Consider the following 22,238-nt stretch of genomic DNA (forward strand, 5'->3'; position numbering starts at 1 on the left):
TCGGTCAGCTCCGATCGGTCGCCGACTGGAACCGGCGGCGGAGTGGGAACGACGCCAGCACGCCGAGCACGAGCAGCGCGCCCAGCGTTCCTGTTGCCGCGACAGCGACGTCGCGCGGCCGATGATCCGGGGGAGCAGCGGCCGGGAGCGGCTCGATCGCGACGGAATTCGACTGATCGACGGCGGCACCGTCGAGTGGAACATCGGCGGTGACCGCCGCCAGCGGATCGATGATCCCGTGCCCGACCGACGGATTCCACCCCTCGGCCGGCGCATGCGCCGTGGCCTCGATCCGGGCCATGACCTGCTGTGCGGACAGTTGCGGGAACCGAGAGCGGACCAGCGCGACGGTCGCCGAGACGTAGGGGGCCGCGAAACTCGTTCCTTTCACCGGCTCCGCGTTGCCTTGTGCGCCGTACGTCGTATCAGTCAGATCGCCGTTGGTCGGGTGCAGCGATGTCAGACCGGATCCCGGAGCTGCGACGTCCACCCACGGGCCGGCCAGGCTGAAGTCGCTCGAGGATCCGTTCGCCTCGACGGAGCCGACGGTCAGAACGTAGTCGTCGTACCAGGCGGGACTGGCGATGGTGCTCACGGAGTCCCACAGATCGGCGCCGGGACGGAGGGGGTCGTCTGCCGGATTCTGAATCTTGCATTCTCCGGAACCGAAGTTCCCTGCCGCCGCGACCACTACGACGTTGTGCACCGTGACGGCGTACTTCACGGCCGACCCCAGATACCGGTCGCCATCGCCGATTCCCTCGGCGGCGGTCTTGCACGCGACCTCGGAGATGTTGATGACGGTGGCGCCCATGTCTGCCGCACGCCGAATCGCCGTCGCCATCGTCGCAACGTTTCCGTATCCGCCGACCGAGTTGCCCGCGTTGTCGACCTGATCAGCCTGGCCCGCGGCGTTGTACGCGCTACTCGTCTGCCGGATGGACAGGATCCGGGAATCCGGTGCACCACCGGAGAAACCGGAACCGGGAACCTGCGCGGCGCCGATCAACCCGGCGACGAGCGTGCCGTGCGCGTCGCAGTCGACCGTCCCGCTCTCCGTCCCCACGAGGTCGCCGCCGTCCATGAGGCCGGGGAGACGGGGGTGCCGTGAGACGCCGGTGTCGATCACCGCTACGAGCTGACCAGCACCCCTGCTGATCGGCCAGACCGATTGGAAGTCGAGATCTCGCTGGGCCGCCGGAACATCGGGGCCGTCCGGCACGCGCACAGCATCTTTGCACGGCCGGCGTTTCTCGACCTTCGTGCTGTCCTTCGGTGGAATGAGTCCGGCGTCCACGGGAGCGGGCACCACAGCAGCGGCCTCGCCCTGCCCCACGGCGGCGGCGACCGCCACGACCGCTGTAGCCAGGACGACGCGAGTGAGCCGGCGCCTCACAGTCCACGCATCAGCGAGTAGAGACCGGTCACCCAGCACACCAGCGGAACGATCGACGCGATCACCGCCAGATCGATGAGCTCGGCTACCCGTCGCATCACGGGCGAGAACGTCTGGCGGGGGGCGAGGATTCCCAGCACCAGCCCACCGGCGGCGAACAGGATCGCGACGGCAAACGAGGCGATCGCGAAGTCGGGCACGGCAACGGCTACGGCAGTGAGCAGCAGAACCAGTACCGTCACCCCGCCCGCGATCAGCGGTACCGCCTGCTCGGCGCTGCTGTATGTGCGTCCCCGGAACATCAGCACGGCGGCGGTGGCGACGGCGAGAGAGAGCCCGGGCCAGAAGATTCCGCCGTACACACCGGGTTGTGCCGCGACGAGGGCACCGGCCACGGCGAGTGCTGTCATCGCGCCGACCAGGCCGGTGAGGTACTTGCGGGCGCGTGCCGCACGCTGTGCGAGAGAGTCGAACGACGGCATTGTCGCCTCGTCGTCCGGGTCGTCCTCGGACGGATCGACCGAGGTCCCCGGCGCCGGGACGGGAGGCAGTGGAAGCTTGGCCAGCAGTATCGACACACGGGCCGAGAAGGCGAGTCCGACCAGCGCCGCCGCCACGACGCCAGCGCCGACAGCAGAAATCGGATTGTCGAACAGCGTCGCCACGAGGGCGGCGAACGAACCGAACAGGGACGTCACCGACAGGGCCGTGAACAGTCGCAGTCCGACACCGCCCAGCCGCAACGCCAGGACGGCGGTGGTGCCCGCAAGCACGAGTCCGAGGAGCAGGTGCGGGGCGGCGAAATCGCCGGGCACGAAAAGCATCCCCGCGGCGAACGAGAGGGGTACCGAGCATCCGCTCAGGACGACGGAGCTTGGCGCGTCGCCGTAGATGCGACCGGTGACCGCGCCGGCGACCAGGAACAGTAAGGCCGTCGCGAGTGCACACCCCGCCCCCAGGAATCCTTCGGTCCCCGCCCCGGACCAGAGCAGCGCGAACGATCCGACGACGGTGCCGAGCACCGCGGCGACGGAGCCCACGATCCGTGCGGAACCCCGGGTCCACTCACGGTCGCCCTCGGCGTCGGCGATCGCCACGTTGTACATGATGTCGTCGAACAGCGGCGGCGGCGCGGTGGCGTGCACGCTCTGCAGCACGAGGAGGTCACCGTCGCGGATTCCGTGCTCGTGCAACGTCAACGTGGTCGAGAGCGGCGAGTGCCCGATCTTCGCGAGAACCCACTCGCTGGGTTCGTGCTGCTCGGGCGAGTCGTCGAAGTCGTTGGTACTGCGATGGGTGCGGATGGTGTCGACAATGCCCGGAACGAGGATGGCCAGCGGCACACCGAACGGCACGGCCATGTCGACCTGCGAATGCGTCGACAGGACGGTGATCCGGCAGAGATCTGCTGCGGCACCGGGACGGGTGGACGAGGCGGATCCCCGCGTTTCGTCATGGGTGATGGACACTGCGATTTCCCCCAACTCTGCGACGCACAACCCCATCTGCGCCGTTACGACACCGATCGACGACCGCTCACAGATCGTCATCCGATTTGATCACCGGTGACCTTACGACACGGCGGGCGCCGCCTCCAGTGTCCGGCAGGGCGCGGACCTCCTATATGCCCGATCACCCTCCATGGGTTAGTGTCTGATTTCGCGGATCGAGCCCAGGGGGGCGACCCGGAGTTCCGGGATCGGATCGGCTGCACGTTTTTTTCGGGGCGGTTGTAGTCATGGGGGGGCGAGTAGTGAGCACTATTCGGTTCGTGCGCAAGGCGCGACGGGAAGTACCGCGGATTCCGGGCGGCGAAGTGAGCCTGCAGGCTCCGCCCGAGATTCCACGCCTGGTACCGGGAAACCTTCTGACCAAGCTCCTTCCCGTGGTCATGGTCGTCGCGATGGTCGGGATGATGGCCCTGATGTTCTCGTCGGGTATGGCCCGCAATCCGATGTCGATGCTCTTTCCCGTCATGATGATGGTGTCGATGCTCGGCATGCTCGCCGGTGGCGGCCGTGGCGGCCCGAAAGCGGCGGAGGCCAACGAAGACCGCAAGGACTACCTGCGCTACCTCGATCAGTTGCGCCGCGACGTCGACGAGACAGCCGAGCAGCAGCGAAAGGCGCTCGACTGGAGTCACCCCGAACCCGGTTTGTTGTGGACCATCGCAGGCACGGCGCGCATGTGGGAGCGCCGCATCACCGACCCCGACTACTGCCATGTGCGCGTCGGCCGGGGAAGCCAGCGCCTCGCAACCCGCCTGATCGCACCGGAGACCGGACCGGTAGAGGATCTGGAACCGGTTGCCGCGGTGTCGCTTCGTCGCTTCGTCCGCGCGCACTCCGTCGTCCAGGATCTGCCCACCGCGGTGTCGCTGCGCGGCTTCGCGGCCATCTCCGTGGAAGGGGAACGCGGTACGGCACGGTCCCTGGTGCGGTCGATGCTCATGCAGTTGTGCGCATTCCACGGCCCGGACAATCTCCTCGTCGCGGTCGTGTGCGGCCCCGACACCGAGCACGAGTGGGACTGGGCCAAATGGCTGCCGCACGTGCAGCATCCGGATTCGTCCGACGGTGTCGGTTCCTCCCGCATGATCTACGGCTCGATCCTCGAACTCGAATCTTCGCTCGGTCCCCAACTGTCGATGCGAAACCGATTCTCGCGCAATGCCCCCGCCGCCCCCGGTGTCCCACAGTTCGTCATCGTCGTCGACGGTGGAATTCTCGAGGGCGAATCGGGGATGATCACCGACGGTGGGGTCGACTCGGTTTCCGTTCTCGACATCAGCGGCTTCTGCCCGCGACTGACGGCCACACGAGGACTCCAGCTCGTGGCGCAGGACGGATCCCTAGGCGCCCGCAGCGGAGCCGGCGTGGAGATGTTCGCGACAGCAGACCTCGTCAGCGCCCATCAGGCGGAAACGCTGGCCCGGCGCCTCGCGCCGTACCGGACGGCGTCGCAGACGGCAGTGGACGCGGGCGACGACGACCAGCCGTTGCAGACGTGGAGCCAGATGCTGGGGATCGGCGACGTCGGCCGTCTCAACCCGGATCACGCGTGGCTGCCCCGCCACGGCCGCGACCGGCTTCGGGTCCCGATCGGTGTCGGAGTGGACGGCCACCCCGTCGAGATCGACCTCAAGGAGTCGGCCGAGAACGGCATGGGGCCACACGGTCTGTGTATCGGGGCGACCGGTTCGGGTAAGTCGGAGTTCCTCCGGACGTTGGTGCTCGGCCTGATCGCGACGCATTCGCCCGACGCGCTCAACCTCGTCCTCGTCGATTTCAAGGGCGGCGCCACCTTCCTCGGCCTCGAGGAGGCTCCGCACGTCGCCGCGGTGATCACCAACCTGGCCGAGGAACTCGCGATGGTCGACCGGATGCGGGACGCCCTCGCCGGTGAGATGAACCGGCGTCAGGAACTCCTGCGCTCTTCCGGGAACTTCGCGAACGTCACCGAATACGAAAAGGCGCGCCAGGCGGGCGCCGCCCTCGACCCGCTGCCCGCATTGTTCATCGTCGTCGACGAATTCTCCGAACTGCTCAGTCAGCAGCCGGAGTTCGCGGACCTCTTCGTCGCCATCGGCAGGCTCGGTCGGTCTCTGCACATCCACCTGCTGCTGGCAAGTCAGAGGCTCGAAGAGGGCAAACTGCGGGGGCTCGACAGCCACCTGTCGTACCGCATCGGTCTCAAGACGTTCTCGGCCAACGAATCGCGTACGGTGCTCGGCGTTCCGGATGCCTACCACCTGCCCGCGACCCCGGGCGCCGGATACCTCAAGTGCGATTCTGCGGAGATCGTCCGCTTCCAGGCCTCGTACGTGTCCGGCACCTACGAGGGCGGACGGGAAGACAGCGTCCGACGGCCGGGTGAGGCGGCTGTCGAGCTGCGGCCCAAGATCTTCACGGCTGCACCGGTCGCCGTCGACGTCGTCGAAAGCCTCGACGAACCACAGTCGCTCCACCTGGCCGAGGAGCCGACGGAGGTCCGCACCACCATCGACGTCGTGGTGGAACGGATCAAGGGTCGCGGACCGCGAGCCCACGAGGTATGGCTCCGACCCCTCGACGCCGCGCCGAGCCTCGACCAGATGCTGCCGAGGTCGGTTCTCACCGAACCGGTTCCCGCGCTGAGCTCGCTGCGTACATCGATCGGGATCATCGACAGGCCCTACGACCAGAGGCGCGACCCCCTGGTCGTGGATCTGTCCGGGTCCACCGGAAACATGGCGGTGGTGGGCGGACCGCAGTCGGGCAAGTCGACTGCGATCCGCACGCTCGTCACGTCGTTGGCCGCCACTCACTCCGCGGAGCAGGTGCAGTTCTACTGCCTCGACTTCGGTGGCGGCACGCTCACCGGACTGTCGGGACTCCCGCACGTCGGCTCGGTCGCCAACCGCCTCGACATCGACCGGGTGCGTCGCACCATCGCGGAGATGAACACCATCGTGCGTCAGCGTGAGGAGCGTTTCCGCGAACTCGGGGTCGAGTCGATGGCCGAGTTCCGGCGACTACGCGCAACCGACCCGGGCAGCGGCGGCGCGGCGGCCGGGGTCGCGCAGGATCCGTTCGGGGACGTCTTCCTGGTGATCGACGGTTTCGGCAGCATTCGTCAGGACTTCGAGGCTCTCGAACAGCAGATCACCAACCTTGCGTCCCAGGGGTTGTCGTACGGTGTGCACGTCGTGCTCACCGCCTCACGGTGGGGCGAGGTCCGGCCGGCGCTCAAGGATCAGCTCGGCACGCGGATCGAGCTGCGTCTCGGTGATCCCTCGGATTCCGACCTCGGTCGCAAGACCGCGGCACTCGTTCCCGAAGGCCGACCCGGACGCGGCATGACCCGCGACAGCCTGCATCTTCTCGTCGGGTTGCCGAGGGTCGACGGGAGCTCGGATCCGACCGACCTGGCATCCGGTGTGGCGCAGGCCGTGTCGTCCATCGCCGCCGCGTCACACGGTCGGCCCGCTCCGGCAGTGCGAATGCTGCCTGCACAGATCGCCCGCGACGACGTGCTCCATGCGGCCGGGGGGTGGCCGTCCTACCTCGATCCGGCGCAGGCATGTCTTCAGATTCCGATCGGGCTCGACGAGGCCGAGTTGGCTCCGACGTTCCTGAACTTCGCCGAGCAGCCCCACTTCCTGGTGTTCGGCGACAGTGAATGCGGTAAGACGACGCTCCTGCGGAACATCTGCGAGGGCATCATGGCGTCGAACACGAGCAAACAGGCGAAGATCATTCTCGGCGACTACCGGCGCACGATGCTCGGTGTCGTCGAGACGGAGCACCTGGCTTCGTACGCGCCGTCCGAGGACGTGCTGACGACGAATATGAGGGATCTCGCGATCCTGCTGAAGGGGCGCATGCCGGGCCCCGGCTTCAATCGCCAGCAGCAGCGCGACCGGTCCTGGTGGACGGGGCCCGAAGTCTTCGTCGTCATCGACGACTACGACCTCGTCGTGACCTCGAGCGGAAACGCGGTCGCTGCGATTGTCGAATTCCTGCCGCACGCCCGTGACATCGGATTCCACCTGATCATCGCGCGACGCTCCGGCGGTGCGGCACGGGCAATGTACGAGCCGGTCATCGCGCGCTTGCGTGATCTGCAGTCGACGGGCCTCGTGATGAGTGGCAACAGGGAGGAGGGCAATCTCATCGGCACTGTTCGTCCGAGTGCGATGCCTCCCGGGCGCGGAACGCTGGTCAACCGTGCGGGTACCGGCCTGATCCAGCTCGCGTGGATGCCCCCGCTGTGATGTCGTCGGTCGCGATTCATCTCACTGAATCCGGCATGTGGTCCTGCGCTCAGGGCGCGACGACGGCAGCTCACGAGATGACGCCGCTGTGCTTCGTCGACGACGAGTACGTCGACGTCGACGGTGGAGTTCTCTTGGTGTCCGATGCCTTGGAAGCGGTGCTCCGGTCTGTAACAGACCGTGCGGGGAACGCGGCGCCGATCGCGACGGCCGTACTGTCCCACCCGACGGAGTGGGGTTCCGCGAGGCAGAGCGTGCTGTCCGCCGCGGGTGCGCGCGTTGCCGCCGACACGGTGCTGGTTCCCGTTGCCGTGGCGGCGGCCGAGGGTGCCGCGGTGTCCGGTGGCCGATGGATGGTGCTCGAAAGCCGGACCGTGGGTGCAACGGCCAGTTACGTGGTCGGCGAGGTCGGCGGATACCGGGTCGTCGAATGCGAGCACGATCCGTCACTCTGCGCCGACGAAGGGATCGACGAGTGGGCGGCAGCGATCGTGGAGCTCGGTGCGCGAGCCCGTGGTGATCGGCCGGTCGACGGAATACTCCTCCTCGTCGGAGATTCGCAAGAGCGTACATCGATGCGTGACGCCGTGATCGCCGCCGCGTCCCCGAACGCCGACGTCCGGATCCTCACCGGTGAAGAGATCGCGCGCGCACTCGCGTCCAGCCTGGTCGAGGCTACCGACGAGCCGACGGCGATGACTGTGCCGCAGGCGAACTGGCTCGAACCGGCACTGCAGGGAACGGAGCGCGGTGGCCGGCGGAGCGCGCGGCCTACATTCTTCGCGGTCGCTGCGGTACTGGCCGTCGTCGTCGGAGCTGTTCTCGTCTTCACTCTTCGGGAGCCCGGTACCGGCACCGAATCCGTCCGCGCGCTGGACGCGAGCGCGGCACCGGCGGCGCCGACCACGACGCCCACCCGGATCTCGGCGACGACCACCACTTCCGCCACCGCGGCGGGGGGCCTGGAGGTGGGCGGTATTCGCGTGACACTGCCGAGCGGATGGAAGGAGCGGGCGCCCGCCGCGTCGTCTTCTTCCGGATCCCGGGTGGAGTTGGTGCCTGCGGGCGGAGCCGACAGGCGAATCATCATCACGCAAAACGCAGTTCGAGAGGGTGCCGGATACGACGAGGTGGCGGCGACGCTCGCGGCGAAGATTGCACAGCGCGGCCGTCCCGAGCTGTTCGGGGAACTCGAGCGCGATGTCGTGTTCGGCGGTCGACCCGGCATCGCGTACAGCGAGTTTCCCGACGAGAGCTCCGTGGTGCGTTGGCACGTACTCGTCGAGCGTGATCTCCAGGTGAGCGTCGGCTGTCAGTTCCTGGCGGAGGAATGGGAGTCGATCGAGAGCGTGTGCGAAGGAGTCGTGCGGTCGCTGGTGATCGTTCGGTGACCCCGTTCTCGCCGCCGGAAAATCTTCCACCGTGGTGGAACCGATTGGGCGGTTGATACGTCCAATCTTGTGTAGGGGTGAATTCGGGCAGTCCAGAGGGGGCCGCCGCACCGAGAACAGAAGGAGTCACAATGGCGGGAGTTGTTACCGATGTCGGCCAGATGGAGGTCGCGGCCAATCATGTGCAGACGGTGAACAGCCAGCTGCAGGGCACGATCAACAGTCTGAAGGGCCGTTGCGAGGAATCTTCTTCGGCCTGGCAGGGTGGAGCTCAGACGGCGTTCATGGAGCTGATGGCTCGGTACGGAGATGCTGCGCGCCGAATGCAGGACTCGCTGGACGAGATTGCGGTGAAGATCCGCGAGAACGGCAAGGGATACGACGCCGCCGAGCAGGCCAACCAGGACGCGATCCATGCGGCCGGAGCTTCGGGATCGCTCGATATCTAACGCCGGCGCCGAGAACAATTACGAAGCTCGAGGGGAGCACCGAATGTCTTCATTGAAGTACGGATTTGCCGAGTTGCAGGCGCTGGCGAGCGACATCAAGTCGAACGAAGCGAAGCTGCGCGAGACGCACGACGAGCTCCGGGGTTACGTCAACGGGCTCGTGGCGCAGTGGGAGAGCGGTGCGCGGGAGAACTACCAAGCTGTGCAGGCGAAGTGGGACAGCTCTCACGAGGATCTGCTCCAGGTTCTGCAGACGATCTCGAAGGTCGTCCAGGACGGCGCCGTCGACATGCAGACTGCGGAAGACCGGAACGCCACGGCGTGGCTCTGATCTTCGCGTGACACGTCGAGTGCCCCAGCAGTCCACGGTTGCTGGGGCACTGTGGTCTCCGACAGTGGATCGAGTGGATCAGTCTGCGGGCGGTATGAGCCGGCTGAGGACGACACTGCTCTTGGTCTGAAGTACGGCCGGCTCCGACCGCAGGTTCTCCAGTGTGCGTTCGAGGTGTGCGGTGTCGGTGGTGCGGACGCGGAGGAGGGCGTTGGCATCGCCGGTGACGGTGTACGCCTCCTGCACCTCGGTGTGACGGGACACGATCCGAGCGATCTCGACGGCCGAGGTGCGGCCACTGCAATACAACTCGACGAAGACCTCGACCCCGTGGCCGAGAGCACGCGGATCGAGTGCCGCATGAAATCCGGTGATCACTCCGGACTCGACCAGTCGATCGACCCGACGCTTCACGGCGGGTGCGGACAGCCCGACCTCGGCGCCGATAGTGGCGAAGCTGGACCGGGCGTTGCGCTCCAGCCGCGCAACGATCCGCCGATCGAGCCCGTCCAGACGCAACGAATCATCCATGTGATGGAACGCTAGCGCATTGATCAGGACTTTTGGTGGGTGGATACTGATTTCACCGACACCGATCGAGGGGGAGTGGAGATGGCGCCCACTGCTGGTATCGAGTCCGAGAACCCGTACGAGGAGACAGTGGAGGTGCGGGGCGACGCCGCCCGCATGGTCCGGCGGGCCTATCCGCGCAGTTATCTGATGTGCCCGCCCACGTATTTCGACGTCGTCTATGCCATCAACGACTGGATGCGTCCCGAGGAGCCCGTGGACCGGGATCGTGCGATGTCGCAGTGGTCCGCGCTTGCGGACACCTACCGGCGACTCGGACACGAGGTCCTCACGATCGACCCTGTCGAGGGGCTCCCGGACATGGTGTTCGTCACCGACAGCGGGCTCGTCGTCGACGGTGTCGCGCTCGGTGCCCGTTACCGGTCCGCCGAGCGGCGGGCCGAGGCCGAACACGTGTTCCGGTGGTTCCGGGACAAGGGATTGATCAGGCCCACCCTGCCGCGGTACGTGAACGAGGGGGAGGGCGACTTCCTCGTCGTCGGCGACGTGATCCTCGCTGGAACCGGGTTCCGGTCCGACCCGCGATCGCACGCCGAGGCGTCGGCGCACCTCGGCCGTCCGGTGATCACGTTGAACCTGGTGAATCCCCGCTACTACCACCTCAACACCGCGCTGGGAGTGCTCGACGACTCGACAATCGCCTACCTGCCCGCGGCGTTCTCGCCGGACAGTCGCGCTCTGCTCGCGCAGATGTATCCCGACGCGGTGATCGCGGCCGAGACGGACACCGACTGGCTCGGACTGAACCTGGTCAGCGACGGCGCCAATGTGGTGCTACCCGTCCAGGCTTCGCACCTTGCCGACCAGTTGTCCGCCCGCGGGTACGAGCCGGTGCCGGTCGACTATTCGGAGTTCCTCAAATCCGGTGGTGGAATCAAGTGCAGCACTTTGGAGCTCCGCGGTTTCCGCGGGCTCCGGGTCGCGGAAGATCAGGGGTGACCAGCAATGTCGGACGGTGTCGTTTCCGTGTCGGATGCCACACGTGAGCAGCTGAGCAGGGCCGACGAGCACAGCGCACACAACTACTCGCCGCTGCCGGTCGTGATCGAGTCGGGCGCGGGCTCGTGGGTGAAGGGAATCGACGGCGTCGACTACCTGGACGTACTCGCCGGATACTCGGCGCTCAACTTCGGCCACGCGCACCCCACCCTGGTCCGGGTGGCGCGTGAACAGCTCGGCCGGCTCACTCTGACCAGCCGCGCCTTCCAGCACGATCGGTTCGCGTCCTTCTGCGAGGACCTGAGCCGGCTGTGCCGGAAGGAAGCCGTGCTGCCGATGAACACGGGCGCCGAAGCCGTGGAGACCGCGCTGAAACTGGCCCGCAAATGGGGTTACGACGTCAAGGGAGTGGCACCGGGGCGTGCCGAGGTGATCACGTGCGCCGGGAACTTCCACGGTCGCACCATCTCGATCGTCGGGTTCTCGTCCGATCCGGACGCGTACACCGGATTCGGTCCGTTCCCGGCGGGCTTCGCGTCGGTCGAATACGGGAATGCGGACGCCCTCGAGGCGGCGGTCACCGAGAACACCGTGGCGGTGCTCCTCGAACCGATCCAGGGGGAGGCCGGAGTCCTGGTGCCACCGCCCGGGTACCTCGCGGCGGTCCGGGACATCTGCACCCGTCGGGGGATCCTGATGGTCGCCGACGAGATCCAGAGCGGGCTCGGGCGGACCGGCGACACGTTCGCATGCGACCACGAGAACGTGATCCCCGACGTGTATGTCTTGGGCAAGGCGCTCGGGGGTGGTCTGATGCCGGTCTCCGCCGTCGTCGCGGACTGGCCGGTGATGGCGGTGATCGGCCCCGGACAACACGGGAGCACGTTCGGGGGCAACCCCCTCGCCTGCGCGGTCGGGAGCGCGGTCGTCGACCTGCTCGAGACCGGTGAATATCAACAGCGAAGCCGTGATCTGGGTGCCTACCTGCACAGCATGCTGTCGCAACTGCCGCCCGACCACGTGTCGGAGGTGCGTGGGCGCGGACTGTGGGCCGGTGTGCAGCTGGCCGACGGTATGCCGTCCGCCCGAACGATCTGTGAGCGACTCCTCGCTCGCAGGGTCCTCGCGAAGGATGCGCACGAAGGAACGATCCGTATCGCCCCGCCGCTGGTGGTCGAGCGGGACGAGCTGACGTGGGCGGTCGAACAGCTCGCCGATGCGCTTGCCGAGTGAGTTTTGACCCTGGGCCTCACCGACCGGTATTGTTCTCCGTTGGCGTGCCGTGCGCCGCTGTGTCCTCGTGTCGCAGTGGCTGGCGGTTCTCGGGTCTCAACTGGCCGCCGGGAATCGCTCGACGATACGCAATGGCCAGCAGCGGATTGAACAAGACGAGGAAGTTCTGTGTCTACGTACACCCCGAAGGCCGGAGATGTGACCCGCACGTGGCACGTCATCGACGCCACTGACGTGGTGCTCGGCCGCCTTGCCGTCCAGGCAGCCAACTTGCTGCGCGGCAAGCACAAGCCCACCTTTGCACCGCACGTTGACGGCGGCGACTTCGTCGTCATCATCAACGCCGAGAAGGTTGCCATCAGCGGCAACAAGCGTGAGGGCAAGTTCCTCTACCACCACTCCGGACACCCCGGTGGTCTGAAGTCCCGCTCCGTCGGTGAGGTTCTCGACAAGAACCCCGACCGCCTCGTGGAGAAGGCCATCGTCGGCATGCTCCCCAAGAACAAGCTGGGTCGCGCCATCAGCAGCAAGCTGAAGGTCTACGCGGGCCCGAACCACCCCCACGCCGCGCAGCAGCCGGTGCCATTCGAGATCAAGCAGGTGGCCCAGTGACGGCGCCGGAGGAGCAGAACGTGTCCAACCCCGAAGAGATCACCGAGGCTGTCGAGGTCGCGGCGGACGAGTACGTGTCCGTCGAGGAGCCCGAGGTCGCCGAGGACATCGAGGCCGCTGCTGCGCCGCAGGCCCCGATCGTGATCGATCGCCCCATCCAGACCGTCGGTCGTCGTAAGGAAGCGGTTGTCCGCGTCCGTCTGACCCCCGGTTCGGGCGACTTCAAGCTCAACGGCCGCACCATCGAGGACTACTTCCCGAACAAGGTGCACCAGCAGCTGATCAAGGCTCCGCTGGTCACGGTCGAGCGTGCCGAGTCCTTCGACATCGTGGCGCTGCTGCACGGTGGCGGACCGTCCGGACAGGCCGGCGCACTGCGTCTCGCCATCGCCCGCGCGCTCATCGAGGTCACCCCCGAGGACCGTCCCGCTCTCAAGAGCGCCGGCTTCCTCACCCGTGACGCCCGCGCTGTCGAGCGCAAGAAGTACGGCCTGAAGAAGGCCCGCAAGGCATCTCAGTACTCGAAGCGCTGATGTGTCGCCGAAGCCGCCCTCCGGGGTCGGCTTCGGCACCTGTTCTTCCCGAGAGCAGGCGTCCATCGTTACCGGACGCCTGCTCTCGTGCTTTATCCGAGATGTAGTGGGTTTCCTAGGTGCGAGGGGTCTGGTCTGTGGGTCGATTGTTCGGGACGGATGGGGTTCGTGGTCTCGCGAATACCGAGCTGACCGCCGAGTTGGCGTTGCAGGTGGCCTCCGCCGCCGCGACGGTGCTGGCGTCGCCGGGTTCGGGGGGACGTAAGACGGCTGTGGTCGGCCGTGACCCGAGAGCCAGCGGTGAAATGCTCGAGGCGGCGGTCGTCGCGGGCCTGACGTCTGCCGGCGTCGACGTTCTGAACGTCGGGGTGCTGCCCACACCCGCGGTGGCCTACCTGACCGCGGAGCTGGACGCAGCTCTCGGTGTCATGATCTCCGCCTCGCACAATCCCATGCCCGACAACGGCATCAAGATCTTCGCGGCCGGCGGGCACAAACTCGACGACGAGGTGGAAGACCGGATCGAGGCCGTCGCTGCCGGAACCACGACACGGCGGGCGCCGACCGGCGCGGGGATCGGACGTGTCCGCACGGTGCCGGACGCCGCGGAACGGTATCTGCAGCACCTGGCCACCGCCCTCCCCAACAGCCTCGACGGGCTGACCGTCGTGGTGGACTGTGCGCACGGCGCGGCATCGGGGGTCGCTCCCGCCGCCTACCGGGCCGCCGGCGCCACCGTCGTCGCGATCAACGCCGAACCCGACGGACTCAACATCAACGAGAACTGCGGGTCGACGCACCTCGAGAGCCTGCAGAAGGCGGTCGTCGAGCACAGCGCCGACCTGGGGCTCGCGCACGACGGGGATGCGGATCGATGCCTCGCCGTCGATGCTGCCGGTTCCCTTATCGACGGCGACGCCATCATGACCGTCCTCGCCCTCGGTATGCGCGACGCAGGCGAACTGGTGGACAACACCCTCGTCGCGACGGTCATGAGCAATCTCGGTTTGCACATCGCGATGCGCGAGGCCGGGATCTCGCTGGTCACCACGGCCGTCGGTGACCGCTACGTCCTCGAAGGGCTCCGGTCCGGCGGCTTCAGCCTGGGCGGCGAACAGTCCGGTCACGTCGTGTTCCCCGCCTTCGGCACCACCGGCGACGGAGTGCTGACGGGACTGCGGCTGATGGGCCGGATGGCGGAGACCGGACAGCCGATCGCGGATCTGGCGGCGGCGATGACGACGCTCCCGCAGGTTCTGGTCAACGTGAAGGTCGCCGACAAGCGCGCCGTCGCCGCGTCCCCGGTCGTGCTGGACGCGGTCGTGGCCGCCGAGCGCAGCCTGGGCGACAACGGCCGGGTACTGCTGCGGCCGTCGGGCACCGAACAACTCGTACGCGTGATGGTCGAAGCTTCGGACATCGACGTGGCTCGGAAGCTCGCCGACGAACTGGCGGGCACGGTCGCCTCCGTGTGAGCGGACACAGCGCACCGATCGGCCGGGGAACCGATCGGTGCGCTGTCGCGTCTAATGCAGTAGGTCGCGAAGAGAGGGTGGGGCAATGAGCGATGGGCTCGAGGTGGACGTCGCGGTGGTGACGGACGCGGGCGCGAGGCTGCTGAGGTCGGCTGAGATCCTGCGACAGCAGGCCGCCGAGACCGCCCGGCTGGAATTCGGCGGGGCGCACGCGGGCCGCGACTACACCGCGGAGGGTGACGCGGTGCGTGACGCCCTCGGCGTCATCGGGATCGCGCTCGGGCAGTGGGCCACGGACGCGGAATCGTTCGGGCACGCGTTCCGGGCCGCCGCGGCGCGCTACTCGGGAACGGACGCAAACGTCACCGCCGACGTGAACGGGGTGCGGTGGTGACCACGGATCCGAGATCGCTGATCGCCGACCCGACCCTGAGCCGCGAATACAAAGAGCAACTCCTCCAGGCCTGGGCCGCCTCCCGCGAGGAAGACGAGGCTTCATGGCAGCCGTACTTCGACGAGTACGGGCTCGACAAGCGTGACCGGACTCCGTACGCCGACCAGCGGTACGCCGCACTGTTGGAGCACGGCAGCGACGCCCAGACCGCGAACACATCCCGGACCGCGCTGGGGGAGCACCTGCGCCCGAATGCCCTCAATGTTCCCGACGACATGCTCGATCTCGGCGCGCGGGGCCTCGAATTCTTCGAGTTGTTCCTCCCCGCTGCGAGAAAACTGGGATACGAGTCTCGCGAACTCACCGACTACTACGCGAGGTTCGACGCCGAGCGGGGGATGCGCCTGCACACGCTCGCCCGCGACGTCGACACCCTCGGACGCAGCCTCGACGCGGCCCGCACCGAACTCGACGAGAACGAGAGATGCATCGCCGCAGTGCGAACCGGGTGGAGCGGAGTCGCCGCCACGGCAGCGATCGACGCCGCCGACCGACAGAACGTCCAGGCGGACGCCACCATCGGTCGGCTCCACGGACTCGCCGAGGTGCTGTTCGAGGCGAACCTCACGCTGAGCGCCGCGGTGACGAACAAGGCGTACAAAGTGGTGTCGCTGCACCAGCCGACGGTCGGGGGGTACAGCGCGGCCCAGATCGACGTTCTCGCGCAGATCTACGCCGACGGCAAGGACGGCGACAACTCCGTCGCGAAGGACGGCATGGAAGACGCGTCCTACTGGTTCCCCGAACTCGCCGACGACGACTACCGGCACGTCAACGGCCTGTACAAGGACGGGGGCGCCGGCGCGCTCCGGCGGCTCGACCGCGACGACGTGGTGCGGCGGGCCGCCGGAATTACCAAGGACTGGCTCGACGCGAACTTCCGACACGTGTACGAGGAGAAGCGGCAGGAGTTCACCGCTGCGTGTGCGGACTGCACCGAAGCGGTGCACGCCGCCTACGACGCCATCGTCGCCGAGGCGCGGTCGATCGAGGTGCAGCCCGGCTTTCGTCCCGAGGACACTCCCGATCCGGCACCCGCGCCGATGGCGCCCGAGGTGCGAAACGCCGGCACCGTCCCCGCCGCTGCGCCGGCGCCTGCTCTCGCACCTGCCGCGCCGACGGCGCCCGCCGCGGCACCGGAGACGGACGTCCCGGCGTGCGTCCCGCCTCGAGCCGGTGATGGGGACGCTGCGGCCACCAGTCCGATGAGCGCCGCGCCTCCGATGTCCGCTGCACCACCGGCAACCGCACCTCCGACGTCCGCTGCGCCTCCGATTGCCCCTGCCCCTGCGCCTGCGCCTCCGATGGTCACCGTGCCTCCGATGGTCACCGTGCCTCCGATGGTCACCGTGCCTCCGATGACGACTGCCCCGGGCCTCGGGAGCATTCCCGGTCCGGGTGATCTGGCGCGTCAGAGTCTCGTGGGAGGTCTGGCGGATCTCGGTTCGATTCTTCGCCCGTTGATCGAGGACACCGTCTCGGCCCTCACCGGCAGGGACGACGAGGAACGGAACACCGAGGACCTCGGCGAAGAACTCGGTGATCCGCGGGAGGACGACGGCGAGTCGGTGGGCGGCACGTCACACGACAAGAGCCTCGAACTGAACCTCGACGGAAAGTCGTGGACGCTCGCCGTCGATGCCGACGGTCAGGGGATTCATCTCGAGATGAGCGACGGACAGGGCGGGACGGCCCGCTTCGGCGTCGTGATCGGCCCGGACGGTCTGCCGCAGATCACGGCGGAAACCGCTGCGGGCGAAGGAGTCTCCGGCGATGCCGACTGCGCACCCGCCTCGCCGACCCCGGAATCGCCGGTCAGCGGTGGTGCCGAAGACGTTCCGGACGCACCACCGGAAGAAGCAGCGACGCCCGGCCGACCTGCCGCGGGCGCCGTGCCGGACCGAGAAAACACACCGGCCCTTGCGCCCGGAGAAGCCGCAGCCGTCCCGCAACCACAGGTGGTGGCAGTTCAGCAGGAGCCGGTTCCCGAGCCCCCGCCGCTGGGCGAACCGCGGTCCGCACCCGAACTGGCGACAGGTCCCGTTGCCGGATTCGACAGCGGTGCCGAGTTGGCCGAGGCCGGGCCGCTGTGAGCCACCGAGCCGCGCAGTTGCGTGCACAACGGGCGCAGATGCGAGCCGACCTCGAAATGTTCCGGGAGCGGATCGACGAGCGCAGAGCCAGAGACGAGGACGCCGCGGGAAGCCGGGCCGGCCGCGGCCGGCCCGAGGCTGCAGCGGCACCGCCCGCGGCTCCGCGACCGACAACAGTCGACGACGACGAGTTCTATCGTCCCCGCAGCTGGCTGGTGTGACCGGCGACCTCAGATGTGCGGGAGCACACCCTCGAAGCCGGCGTCGGTGTGCTCCTCGTGTGGATCGACGAGCGTGGTGTGGGGAAGTTCGGCATCCGCCTTCGCGAACACCTCATATTTCTTGTCCTCGGTGAGGTGATAGAGGAGGAAGCCGGTGAGCAGCGCGCGCGTGATCTGCTGGGTCTTCCGCTCGGAACCGCCGATGCCGAGTGCACCGAGGAGGCGGCGTCCTTCGGTGAGCCCGGACTCCTTGGCGCCGTTGACGGCGCGCAGGACGTGTTCCCCGCCCCATGCCTCGGCCAGCGCCTTGGCGTTGCTGTTCATGGTGTCGATGTCGGCACCGGCGACGACGAGACCCGGCGCTGTGATCTTGGACGCATACTTCTCGGCCTTCGGCGCGGTCGGCGCCGGGAACAGGGCGGCGACCGCCGACACGTCCCGTTGCGCGGCGGCGAGCACTGCCACACCCGCACCCATCCCGTGTCCTGCGAACGCGACGCGGTCGGGCTGCACGCTGATCTGGCCGGGACCGAGGCGGACACCCACACAGATATCGAGGGTGGCCCGCAGGTCGGTGGCGAGGCCCAGGTGGGAGGGCACGGGACCGCGTTCACTGTTGGGGGCGGCCACGACGATTCCCCACGAAGCCAGATGCTCGAGCGTCTTCCGGTAGTGGTCGGCACCTGCCATCCAGCTGTGCGCGAACGCGACGGCGGGCAGGTTGAAGCCTGATTCGGGCGTGTATACGACGCCCGGCTGTCCGGCGAGTGCGAGGTCACCCCGCAGCACGCGGTGCGGTCCTCGCTTGGACAGTTCACGGGCCAGGGTCTTCGGTTTCGGCGCCACGGGGAGAACGTTATCCGATTCGCGGTCCGGCGAGAGAGCCGATGCGGCCCACACTCCGACTTCGCCGCGTCGCCAGGTCCAAGTACCCTGATTAACCATGTGCGGAATCGTGGGATACGTCGGCCACCGGCAGGCTCTGACTGTTGTGGTGGAGGCCTTGCGGCGAATGGAGTACCGCGGATACGACTCTGCCGGTATCGCCGTGCTCGACGGACGCGGCGGCATGGCGGTCGAGCGGAAGGCGGGTCGTCTCGCGAATCTCGAGGCCGAACTCGACGAGGTCGGGGCCGAGCACTTCACCGGGAACACCGGGATCGGTCACACGCGGTGGGCCACGCACGGCAGGCCGACCGACCGTAATGCGCACCCGCACCGTGATGCGGGCAACACGGTTGCGGTCGTGCACAACGGCATCATCGAGAACTTCGCCCCGCTGCGGGCCGAACTCGAGCACGATGGAATCGACTTCGCCAGCGACACCGACACCGAGGTCGCGGTGCACCTCGTCGCGCGGGCGTACGCCTCGGGCGAGACGGCCGGTGACTTCGTCGCGAGCGCGCTGAGTGTGCTGCGCAGGCTCGAGGGCGCGTTCACGCTCGTCTTCACGCACTCGGATCACCCCGACACCATCGTCGCGGCGCGTCGCTCGACGCCCCTCGTCATCGGTGTCGGCGAGGGAGAGACGTTCCTCGGGTCCGATGTCGCGGCGTTCATCGAGCACACCCGTGACGCGGTGGAGCTGGGGCAGGACCAGGTCGTGGTGATCACGGCGGACGGGTACTCGATTCTGAACTTCGACGGATCCGAGGCGCAGGGCCGCCCGTTCCGCATCGACTGGGATCTCGCTGCCGCCGAGAAGGGCGGCCACGACTACTTCATGCTCAAGGAGATCGAAGAGCAGCCGGCCGCGGTCGCGGACACCCTCCTGGGGCATTTCGCGGACGGGAAGATCGTTCTCGACGAGCAGCGACTGTCGGATCAGGAGCTGCGCGACGTCGACAAGGTGTTCGTCGTCGCCTGCGGCAGCGCCTACCACTCGGGGCTGCTCGCGAAGTACGCCATCGAGCACTGGACCCGGCTGCCCGTCGAGGTCGAGCTCGCCAGCGAGTTCCGCTACCGCGACCCGGTCCTGGACCGGTCGACGCTGGTCGTGGCCATTTCGCAGTCCGGTGAGACGGCAGACACCCTCGAGGCCGTGCGCCACGCCAAGGACCAGAAGGCGCGGGTGCTGGCGGTGTGCAACACGAACGGCGCCCAGATTCCGCGCGAGGCCGACGCCGTCCTCTACACCCGGGCAGGTCCGGAGATCGGTGTCGCGTCGACCAAGGCGTTCCTCGCGCAGGTCACGGCGAACTACCTGGTCGGCCTGGCCCTCGCCCAGGCCCGCGGCACCAAGTACCCGGACGAGGTCGCACGCGAGTACGCCGATCTCGAGGCCATGCCCGATCTGGTGAGCCGGGTCCTCGAGACGGTCGAGCCGGTGCGGGCACTGGCGCGGGAGCTGGCGTCGTCGTCGACGGTGCTGTTCCTGGGCCGCCACGTGGGCTACCCGGTGGCGCTCGAGGGTGCGCTCAAGCTCAAGGAGCTGGCGTACATGCACGCCGAGGGCTTCGCGGCCGGCGAGCTCAAGCACGGGCCGATCGCGTTGATCGAGGACGGGCTGCCGGTGATCATCGTGATGCCGTCGCCGAAGGGGCGCGCGGTGCTGCACTCGAAGCTGCTGAGCAACATCCGGGAGATCCAGGCCCGCGGTGCGCGGACCGTCGTGATCGCGGAGGAGGGCGACGAGGCCGTGCGTCCGTTCGCCGACCACCTGATCGAGATCCCGGCGGCGCCGACGCTGCTGCAGCCGCTGCTGTCGACGGTGCCGTTGCAGGTGTTCGCTGCGGAGGTCGCGCAGACCCGGGGCTACGACGTCGACAAGCCGCGGAACCTCGCCAAGTCCGTCACCGTCGAATAGCAGCGACCGTAGGGGGGTGGAAGGGCCGCGCCCCTACGGCGTGACGACGACGGTGCCCGTCATCTCGGGGTGCAGCGAACACGTGTATTCGTAGGTCCCCGGTTCGGTGAACGTGTGCGTGAACGTGCCGGTCTGCATCAACCGGCTCCGCAGCACACTCTTCGCGGTGCCGACGCCCACTACGTCGTGGGTGACACCCCGGTCGTCGAAATTCCAGGTGACGGTGTCTCCGGCCTTGACGGTGAGCGTCGCGGGCGCGTACGCCATGTTCGCGACCTGCACGACGGGTCCGGTCGGGGCCTCGGGTGCCGCGGTGTCCGGCGAACTGCACCCGGACACGACGCCCGCCATCGAAATGCTTGCGGCGAGAGCCACTCCGGCGATCCACGAGCTTCCACGTCCACGCATGACGTCGAGCGTAGTCTGGCCCGGTACCGACCCTTCTCGACGAGGAGTTCCCATGCGGGGCTACTACACCGCTGACGAGGTTCGAGCCGCAGAGGCGCCGTTGCTGGCGTCTCTTCCCGACGGCGCACTGATGCGACGCGCAGCGCACGGACTCGCCGCGGTGGTGGCGGCGGAGCTGCGAGCGCGGACCGGGGGCGTCGCCGGTCGCACGATCACGGTGCTGGTGGGGTCGGGGGACAACGGCGGGGACGCGCTGTGGGCGGCGTCGATGCTACGCAAGCGCGGTGTCGCGGCCACCGCGGTCCTGCTGAAACCGGAGAAGGCGCACGAGGCCGGGCTGGCGGCGTTCACCGAGGCCGGTGGCCGGGTGGCCGCGCCTTCCGACGAGCTGGGCCTGCCCGATCTGGCGATCGACGGGATCGTAGGGATCTCCGGCAGGGGACCACTGCGACCCGATGCTGCGGCGCTGGTCGACCGGATCGAGGCGCCGATCGTGTCGGCGGACCTGCCGAGCGGTGTGGACCCGGACACGGGGGCTGTCGACGGGCCCGCCGTGCGCGCCGCCGTCACCGTGGCATTCGGTGCCCTCAAACCGGTCCACGCGCTCGGCGCGGCGCACTGCGGCCGAGTCGAGCTCGTGGACATCGGACTGTCGCTCGGGGATGCCGGGATCGCCGCCCTCGACGCCGCTGACGTGGGTGCCGCGTGGCCGGTGCCGGGAGCGGACGACGACAAGTACTCGCAGGGCGTGGTGGGGGTGGTCGCAGGCAGTGACGGCTACCCGGGCGCCGGTGTGCTGTGCACGGGCGCCGCGGTCACGGCCACGTCGGGGCTGGTGCGCTACGCCGGGCCGTGCACGAAGGAGGTGCTCGCGCACTCGCCGGAGGTGATCGCGACCGCCGATCTCGCGAAGGCGGGACGCGTCCAGTCGTGGGTGGTCGGGCCGGGTATGGGAACCGACGACGCCGCCCGTCGCACACTGCGGACGGTGCTCGACTCCGACGTGCCCGTGCTGGTCGACGCGGATGGTCTGACCCTGCTCGCCGAGGGCCCGGACCTGGTGCGTTCGCGGACCGCAGCGACACTGCTGACCCCGCACGCCGGGGAGTTCGCCCGGCTGACGGGGAAGGATCCGGGTCCGGACCGGGTGGCGTCGGCACGCGCTCTCGCTGCGGACTGGAATATTCACCTGTTGCTCAAGGGGCGGGCCACGGTGATCGCGGAACCCGGGGGCCGGGTCTTCGTCAACGAGGCGGGCGGGTCGTGGTCCGCCACCGCGGGGGCCGGCGACGTGCTCGCCGGGATCATCGGCTCACTCATGGCCGCGGGCATCGCCCCGGCCCGGGCCGCCGCGGTGGGTGCGCGAGCACACTCGCTGGCCGCGAACTTGGCGGCCCGAGGCGGTGGCGCGGACCTCTCCGCAGGGCGCGGAACAGCACCGATCTCCGCCGGGACGCTGCTCGCACACCTCAGGGAGTCGATCAGAGTCCTCCGTGCGGGGGTGTCACCCGAGGAAATGCCGGCCTCATAGTGAATGGCAGGATCGAACAT

Annotated in this window: 19 protein-coding genes; 14 read left to right on the forward strand and 5 right to left on the reverse strand. The window is 68.2% G+C overall.

Features of this window, described 5'->3' with window-relative positions; genetic code table 11:
• Positions 1 to 4 precede the first annotated feature (4 nt).
• Positions 5 to 1,396, reverse strand: a complete 1,392-nt coding sequence (gene mycP / locus ACFVJ3_RS10385; RefSeq protein WP_378451972.1) for a type VII secretion-associated serine protease mycosin — start codon at positions 1,394 to 1,396, stop codon at positions 5 to 7.
• The gene (eccD, locus tag ACFVJ3_RS10390; RefSeq protein WP_378451973.1) at positions 1,393 to 2,865 is read right to left on the reverse strand and encodes a type VII secretion integral membrane protein EccD; all 1,473 of its coding nucleotides are present in this window, start codon (positions 2,863 to 2,865) and stop codon (positions 1,393 to 1,395) included. The genes mycP and eccD overlap by 4 nt, the downstream gene beginning before the upstream one ends.
• A 284-nt stretch (positions 2,866 to 3,149) precedes the next feature.
• Here eccD and eccCa point away from each other — a divergent pair, with 284 nt between their 5' ends.
• From eccCa to ACFVJ3_RS10410, 4 genes are all read left to right on the forward strand, one after another.
• The gene (gene eccCa / locus ACFVJ3_RS10395) at positions 3,150 to 7,151 is read left to right on the forward strand and encodes a type VII secretion protein EccCa (RefSeq protein ID WP_378451974.1); all 4,002 of its coding nucleotides are present in this window, start codon (positions 3,150 to 3,152) and stop codon (positions 7,149 to 7,151) included.
• Positions 7,133 to 8,542 (forward strand): type VII secretion-associated protein, encoded by a 1,410-nt coding sequence (locus tag ACFVJ3_RS10400; protein WP_378451975.1) that lies wholly within the window; start codon positions 7,133 to 7,135, stop codon positions 8,540 to 8,542. The genes eccCa and ACFVJ3_RS10400 overlap by 19 nt, the downstream gene beginning before the upstream one ends.
• 131 nt (positions 8,543 to 8,673) lie before the next feature.
• Entirely contained in the window at positions 8,674 to 8,991 is a 318-nt protein-coding gene (locus ACFVJ3_RS10405) for a WXG100 family type VII secretion target (protein WP_025432240.1), read from the forward strand.
• Positions 8,992 to 9,034: 43 nt separating this feature from the next.
• Positions 9,035 to 9,322, forward strand: coding sequence for a WXG100 family type VII secretion target (locus ACFVJ3_RS10410; protein ID WP_005253873.1), 288 nt, complete (start codon positions 9,035 to 9,037; stop codon positions 9,320 to 9,322).
• A gap of 78 nt (positions 9,323 to 9,400) precedes the next feature.
• Here the strand turns inward: ACFVJ3_RS10410 and ACFVJ3_RS10415 are convergent, their stop codons facing one another.
• Positions 9,401 to 9,853, reverse strand: coding sequence for an Lrp/AsnC family transcriptional regulator (locus ACFVJ3_RS10415; protein ID WP_005239716.1), 453 nt, complete (start codon positions 9,851 to 9,853; stop codon positions 9,401 to 9,403).
• A gap of 81 nt (positions 9,854 to 9,934) precedes the next feature.
• Here ACFVJ3_RS10415 and ddaH point away from each other — a divergent pair, with 81 nt between their 5' ends.
• The 8 genes from ddaH to ACFVJ3_RS10455 all read left to right on the forward strand — a co-directional run bounded on the left by ddaH (position 9,935) and on the right by ACFVJ3_RS10455 (position 17,473).
• Positions 9,935 to 10,852, forward strand: coding sequence for a dimethylargininase (gene ddaH / locus ACFVJ3_RS10420; protein WP_378451976.1), 918 nt, complete (start codon positions 9,935 to 9,937; stop codon positions 10,850 to 10,852).
• A 6-nt stretch (positions 10,853 to 10,858) separates the two neighbouring features.
• Positions 10,859 to 12,085, forward strand: coding sequence for an ornithine--oxo-acid transaminase (rocD, locus tag ACFVJ3_RS10425; protein ID WP_378451977.1), 1,227 nt, complete (start codon positions 10,859 to 10,861; stop codon positions 12,083 to 12,085).
• Between the two features lie 168 nt (positions 12,086 to 12,253).
• Positions 12,254 to 12,697: a 50S ribosomal protein L13 gene (gene rplM, locus ACFVJ3_RS10430; RefSeq protein WP_005239728.1), complete on the forward strand. Its 444-nt coding sequence runs from the start codon at positions 12,254 to 12,256 to the stop codon at positions 12,695 to 12,697.
• Complete coding sequence (gene rpsI / locus ACFVJ3_RS10435; RefSeq protein ID WP_005239729.1) at positions 12,694 to 13,230, forward strand: 30S ribosomal protein S9; 537 nt, start codon at positions 12,694 to 12,696, stop codon at positions 13,228 to 13,230. Before rplM ends, rpsI begins: the two co-directional genes overlap by 4 nt.
• A gap of 137 nt (positions 13,231 to 13,367) precedes the next feature.
• A complete protein-coding gene (gene glmM, locus ACFVJ3_RS10440; RefSeq protein ID WP_378451978.1) occupies positions 13,368 to 14,705 on the forward strand; it encodes a phosphoglucosamine mutase in 1,338 nt (445 codons plus the stop codon).
• A gap of 85 nt (positions 14,706 to 14,790) precedes the next feature.
• Positions 14,791 to 15,099 carry a hypothetical protein gene (locus ACFVJ3_RS10445; protein WP_378451979.1) on the forward strand — a complete coding sequence of 103 codons (309 nt, stop codon included), beginning with the start codon at positions 14,791 to 14,793 and terminating at the stop codon, positions 15,097 to 15,099.
• Entirely contained in the window at positions 15,096 to 17,252 is a 2,157-nt protein-coding gene (locus ACFVJ3_RS10450; protein ID WP_378451980.1) for a hypothetical protein, read from the forward strand. Before ACFVJ3_RS10445 ends, ACFVJ3_RS10450 begins: the two co-directional genes overlap by 4 nt.
• A complete protein-coding gene (locus tag ACFVJ3_RS10455; RefSeq protein WP_378451981.1) occupies positions 17,249 to 17,473 on the forward strand; it encodes a hypothetical protein in 225 nt (74 codons plus the stop codon). Before ACFVJ3_RS10450 ends, ACFVJ3_RS10455 begins: the two co-directional genes overlap by 4 nt.
• Before the next feature lie 9 nt (positions 17,474 to 17,482).
• Here ACFVJ3_RS10455 and ACFVJ3_RS10460 read toward each other — a convergent pair whose 3' ends face one another.
• Positions 17,483 to 18,319 carry a dienelactone hydrolase family protein gene (locus tag ACFVJ3_RS10460; RefSeq protein ID WP_037245016.1) on the reverse strand — a complete coding sequence of 279 codons (837 nt, stop codon included), beginning with the start codon at positions 18,317 to 18,319 and terminating at the stop codon, positions 17,483 to 17,485.
• A gap of 97 nt (positions 18,320 to 18,416) precedes the next feature.
• Here ACFVJ3_RS10460 and glmS point away from each other — a divergent pair, with 97 nt between their 5' ends.
• Complete coding sequence (gene glmS / locus ACFVJ3_RS10465) at positions 18,417 to 20,279, forward strand: glutamine--fructose-6-phosphate transaminase (isomerizing) (protein ID WP_378451982.1); 1,863 nt, start codon at positions 18,417 to 18,419, stop codon at positions 20,277 to 20,279.
• 33 nt (positions 20,280 to 20,312) lie between these two features.
• Here glmS and ACFVJ3_RS10470 read toward each other — a convergent pair whose 3' ends face one another.
• On the reverse strand, positions 20,313 to 20,687 hold the full coding sequence (locus ACFVJ3_RS10470; RefSeq protein WP_378451983.1) for a cupredoxin domain-containing protein: 375 nt from the start codon (positions 20,685 to 20,687) through the stop codon (positions 20,313 to 20,315).
• A 52-nt stretch (positions 20,688 to 20,739) separates the two neighbouring features.
• Here ACFVJ3_RS10470 and ACFVJ3_RS10475 point away from each other — a divergent pair, with 52 nt between their 5' ends.
• Positions 20,740 to 22,218, forward strand: coding sequence for an NAD(P)H-hydrate dehydratase (locus ACFVJ3_RS10475; RefSeq protein ID WP_378451984.1), 1,479 nt, complete (start codon positions 20,740 to 20,742; stop codon positions 22,216 to 22,218).
• The last annotated feature ends 20 nt before the right edge of the window (positions 22,219 to 22,238 follow it).

The sequence above is a fragment of the Rhodococcus sp. NPDC127593 genome (assembly GCF_042671975.1).
In the GTDB taxonomy this organism is placed as follows: domain Bacteria; phylum Actinomycetota; class Actinomycetes; order Mycobacteriales; family Mycobacteriaceae; genus Rhodococcus_F.

What these genes read in the sequence shown, in the direction of transcription:
- ACFVJ3_RS10405 (WP_025432240.1), top strand. Translation starts at nt 8,674, where the DNA reads ATGGCGGGAGTTGTTACCGATGTCGGCCAGATGGAGGTCGCGGCCAAT.
- ACFVJ3_RS10410 (WP_005253873.1), top strand. Translation starts at nt 9,035, where the DNA reads ATGTCTTCATTGAAGTACGGATTTGCCGAGTTGCAGGCGCTGGCGAGC.
- ACFVJ3_RS10415 (WP_005239716.1), bottom strand. Translation starts at nt 9,853, where the DNA reads ATGGATGATTCGTTGCGTCTGGACGGGCTCGATCGGCGGATCGTTGCG.
- ddaH (WP_378451976.1), top strand. Translation starts at nt 9,935, where the DNA reads ATGGCGCCCACTGCTGGTATCGAGTCCGAGAACCCGTACGAGGAGACA.
- rocD (WP_378451977.1), top strand. Translation starts at nt 10,859, where the DNA reads ATGTCGGACGGTGTCGTTTCCGTGTCGGATGCCACACGTGAGCAGCTG.
- ACFVJ3_RS10445 (WP_378451979.1), top strand. Translation starts at nt 14,791, where the DNA reads ATGAGCGATGGGCTCGAGGTGGACGTCGCGGTGGTGACGGACGCGGGC.
- glmS (WP_378451982.1), top strand. Translation starts at nt 18,417, where the DNA reads ATGTGCGGAATCGTGGGATACGTCGGCCACCGGCAGGCTCTGACTGTT.
- ACFVJ3_RS10470 (WP_378451983.1), bottom strand. Translation starts at nt 20,687, where the DNA reads ATGCGTGGACGTGGAAGCTCGTGGATCGCCGGAGTGGCTCTCGCCGCA.
- ACFVJ3_RS10475 (WP_378451984.1), top strand. Translation starts at nt 20,740, where the DNA reads ATGCGGGGCTACTACACCGCTGACGAGGTTCGAGCCGCAGAGGCGCCG.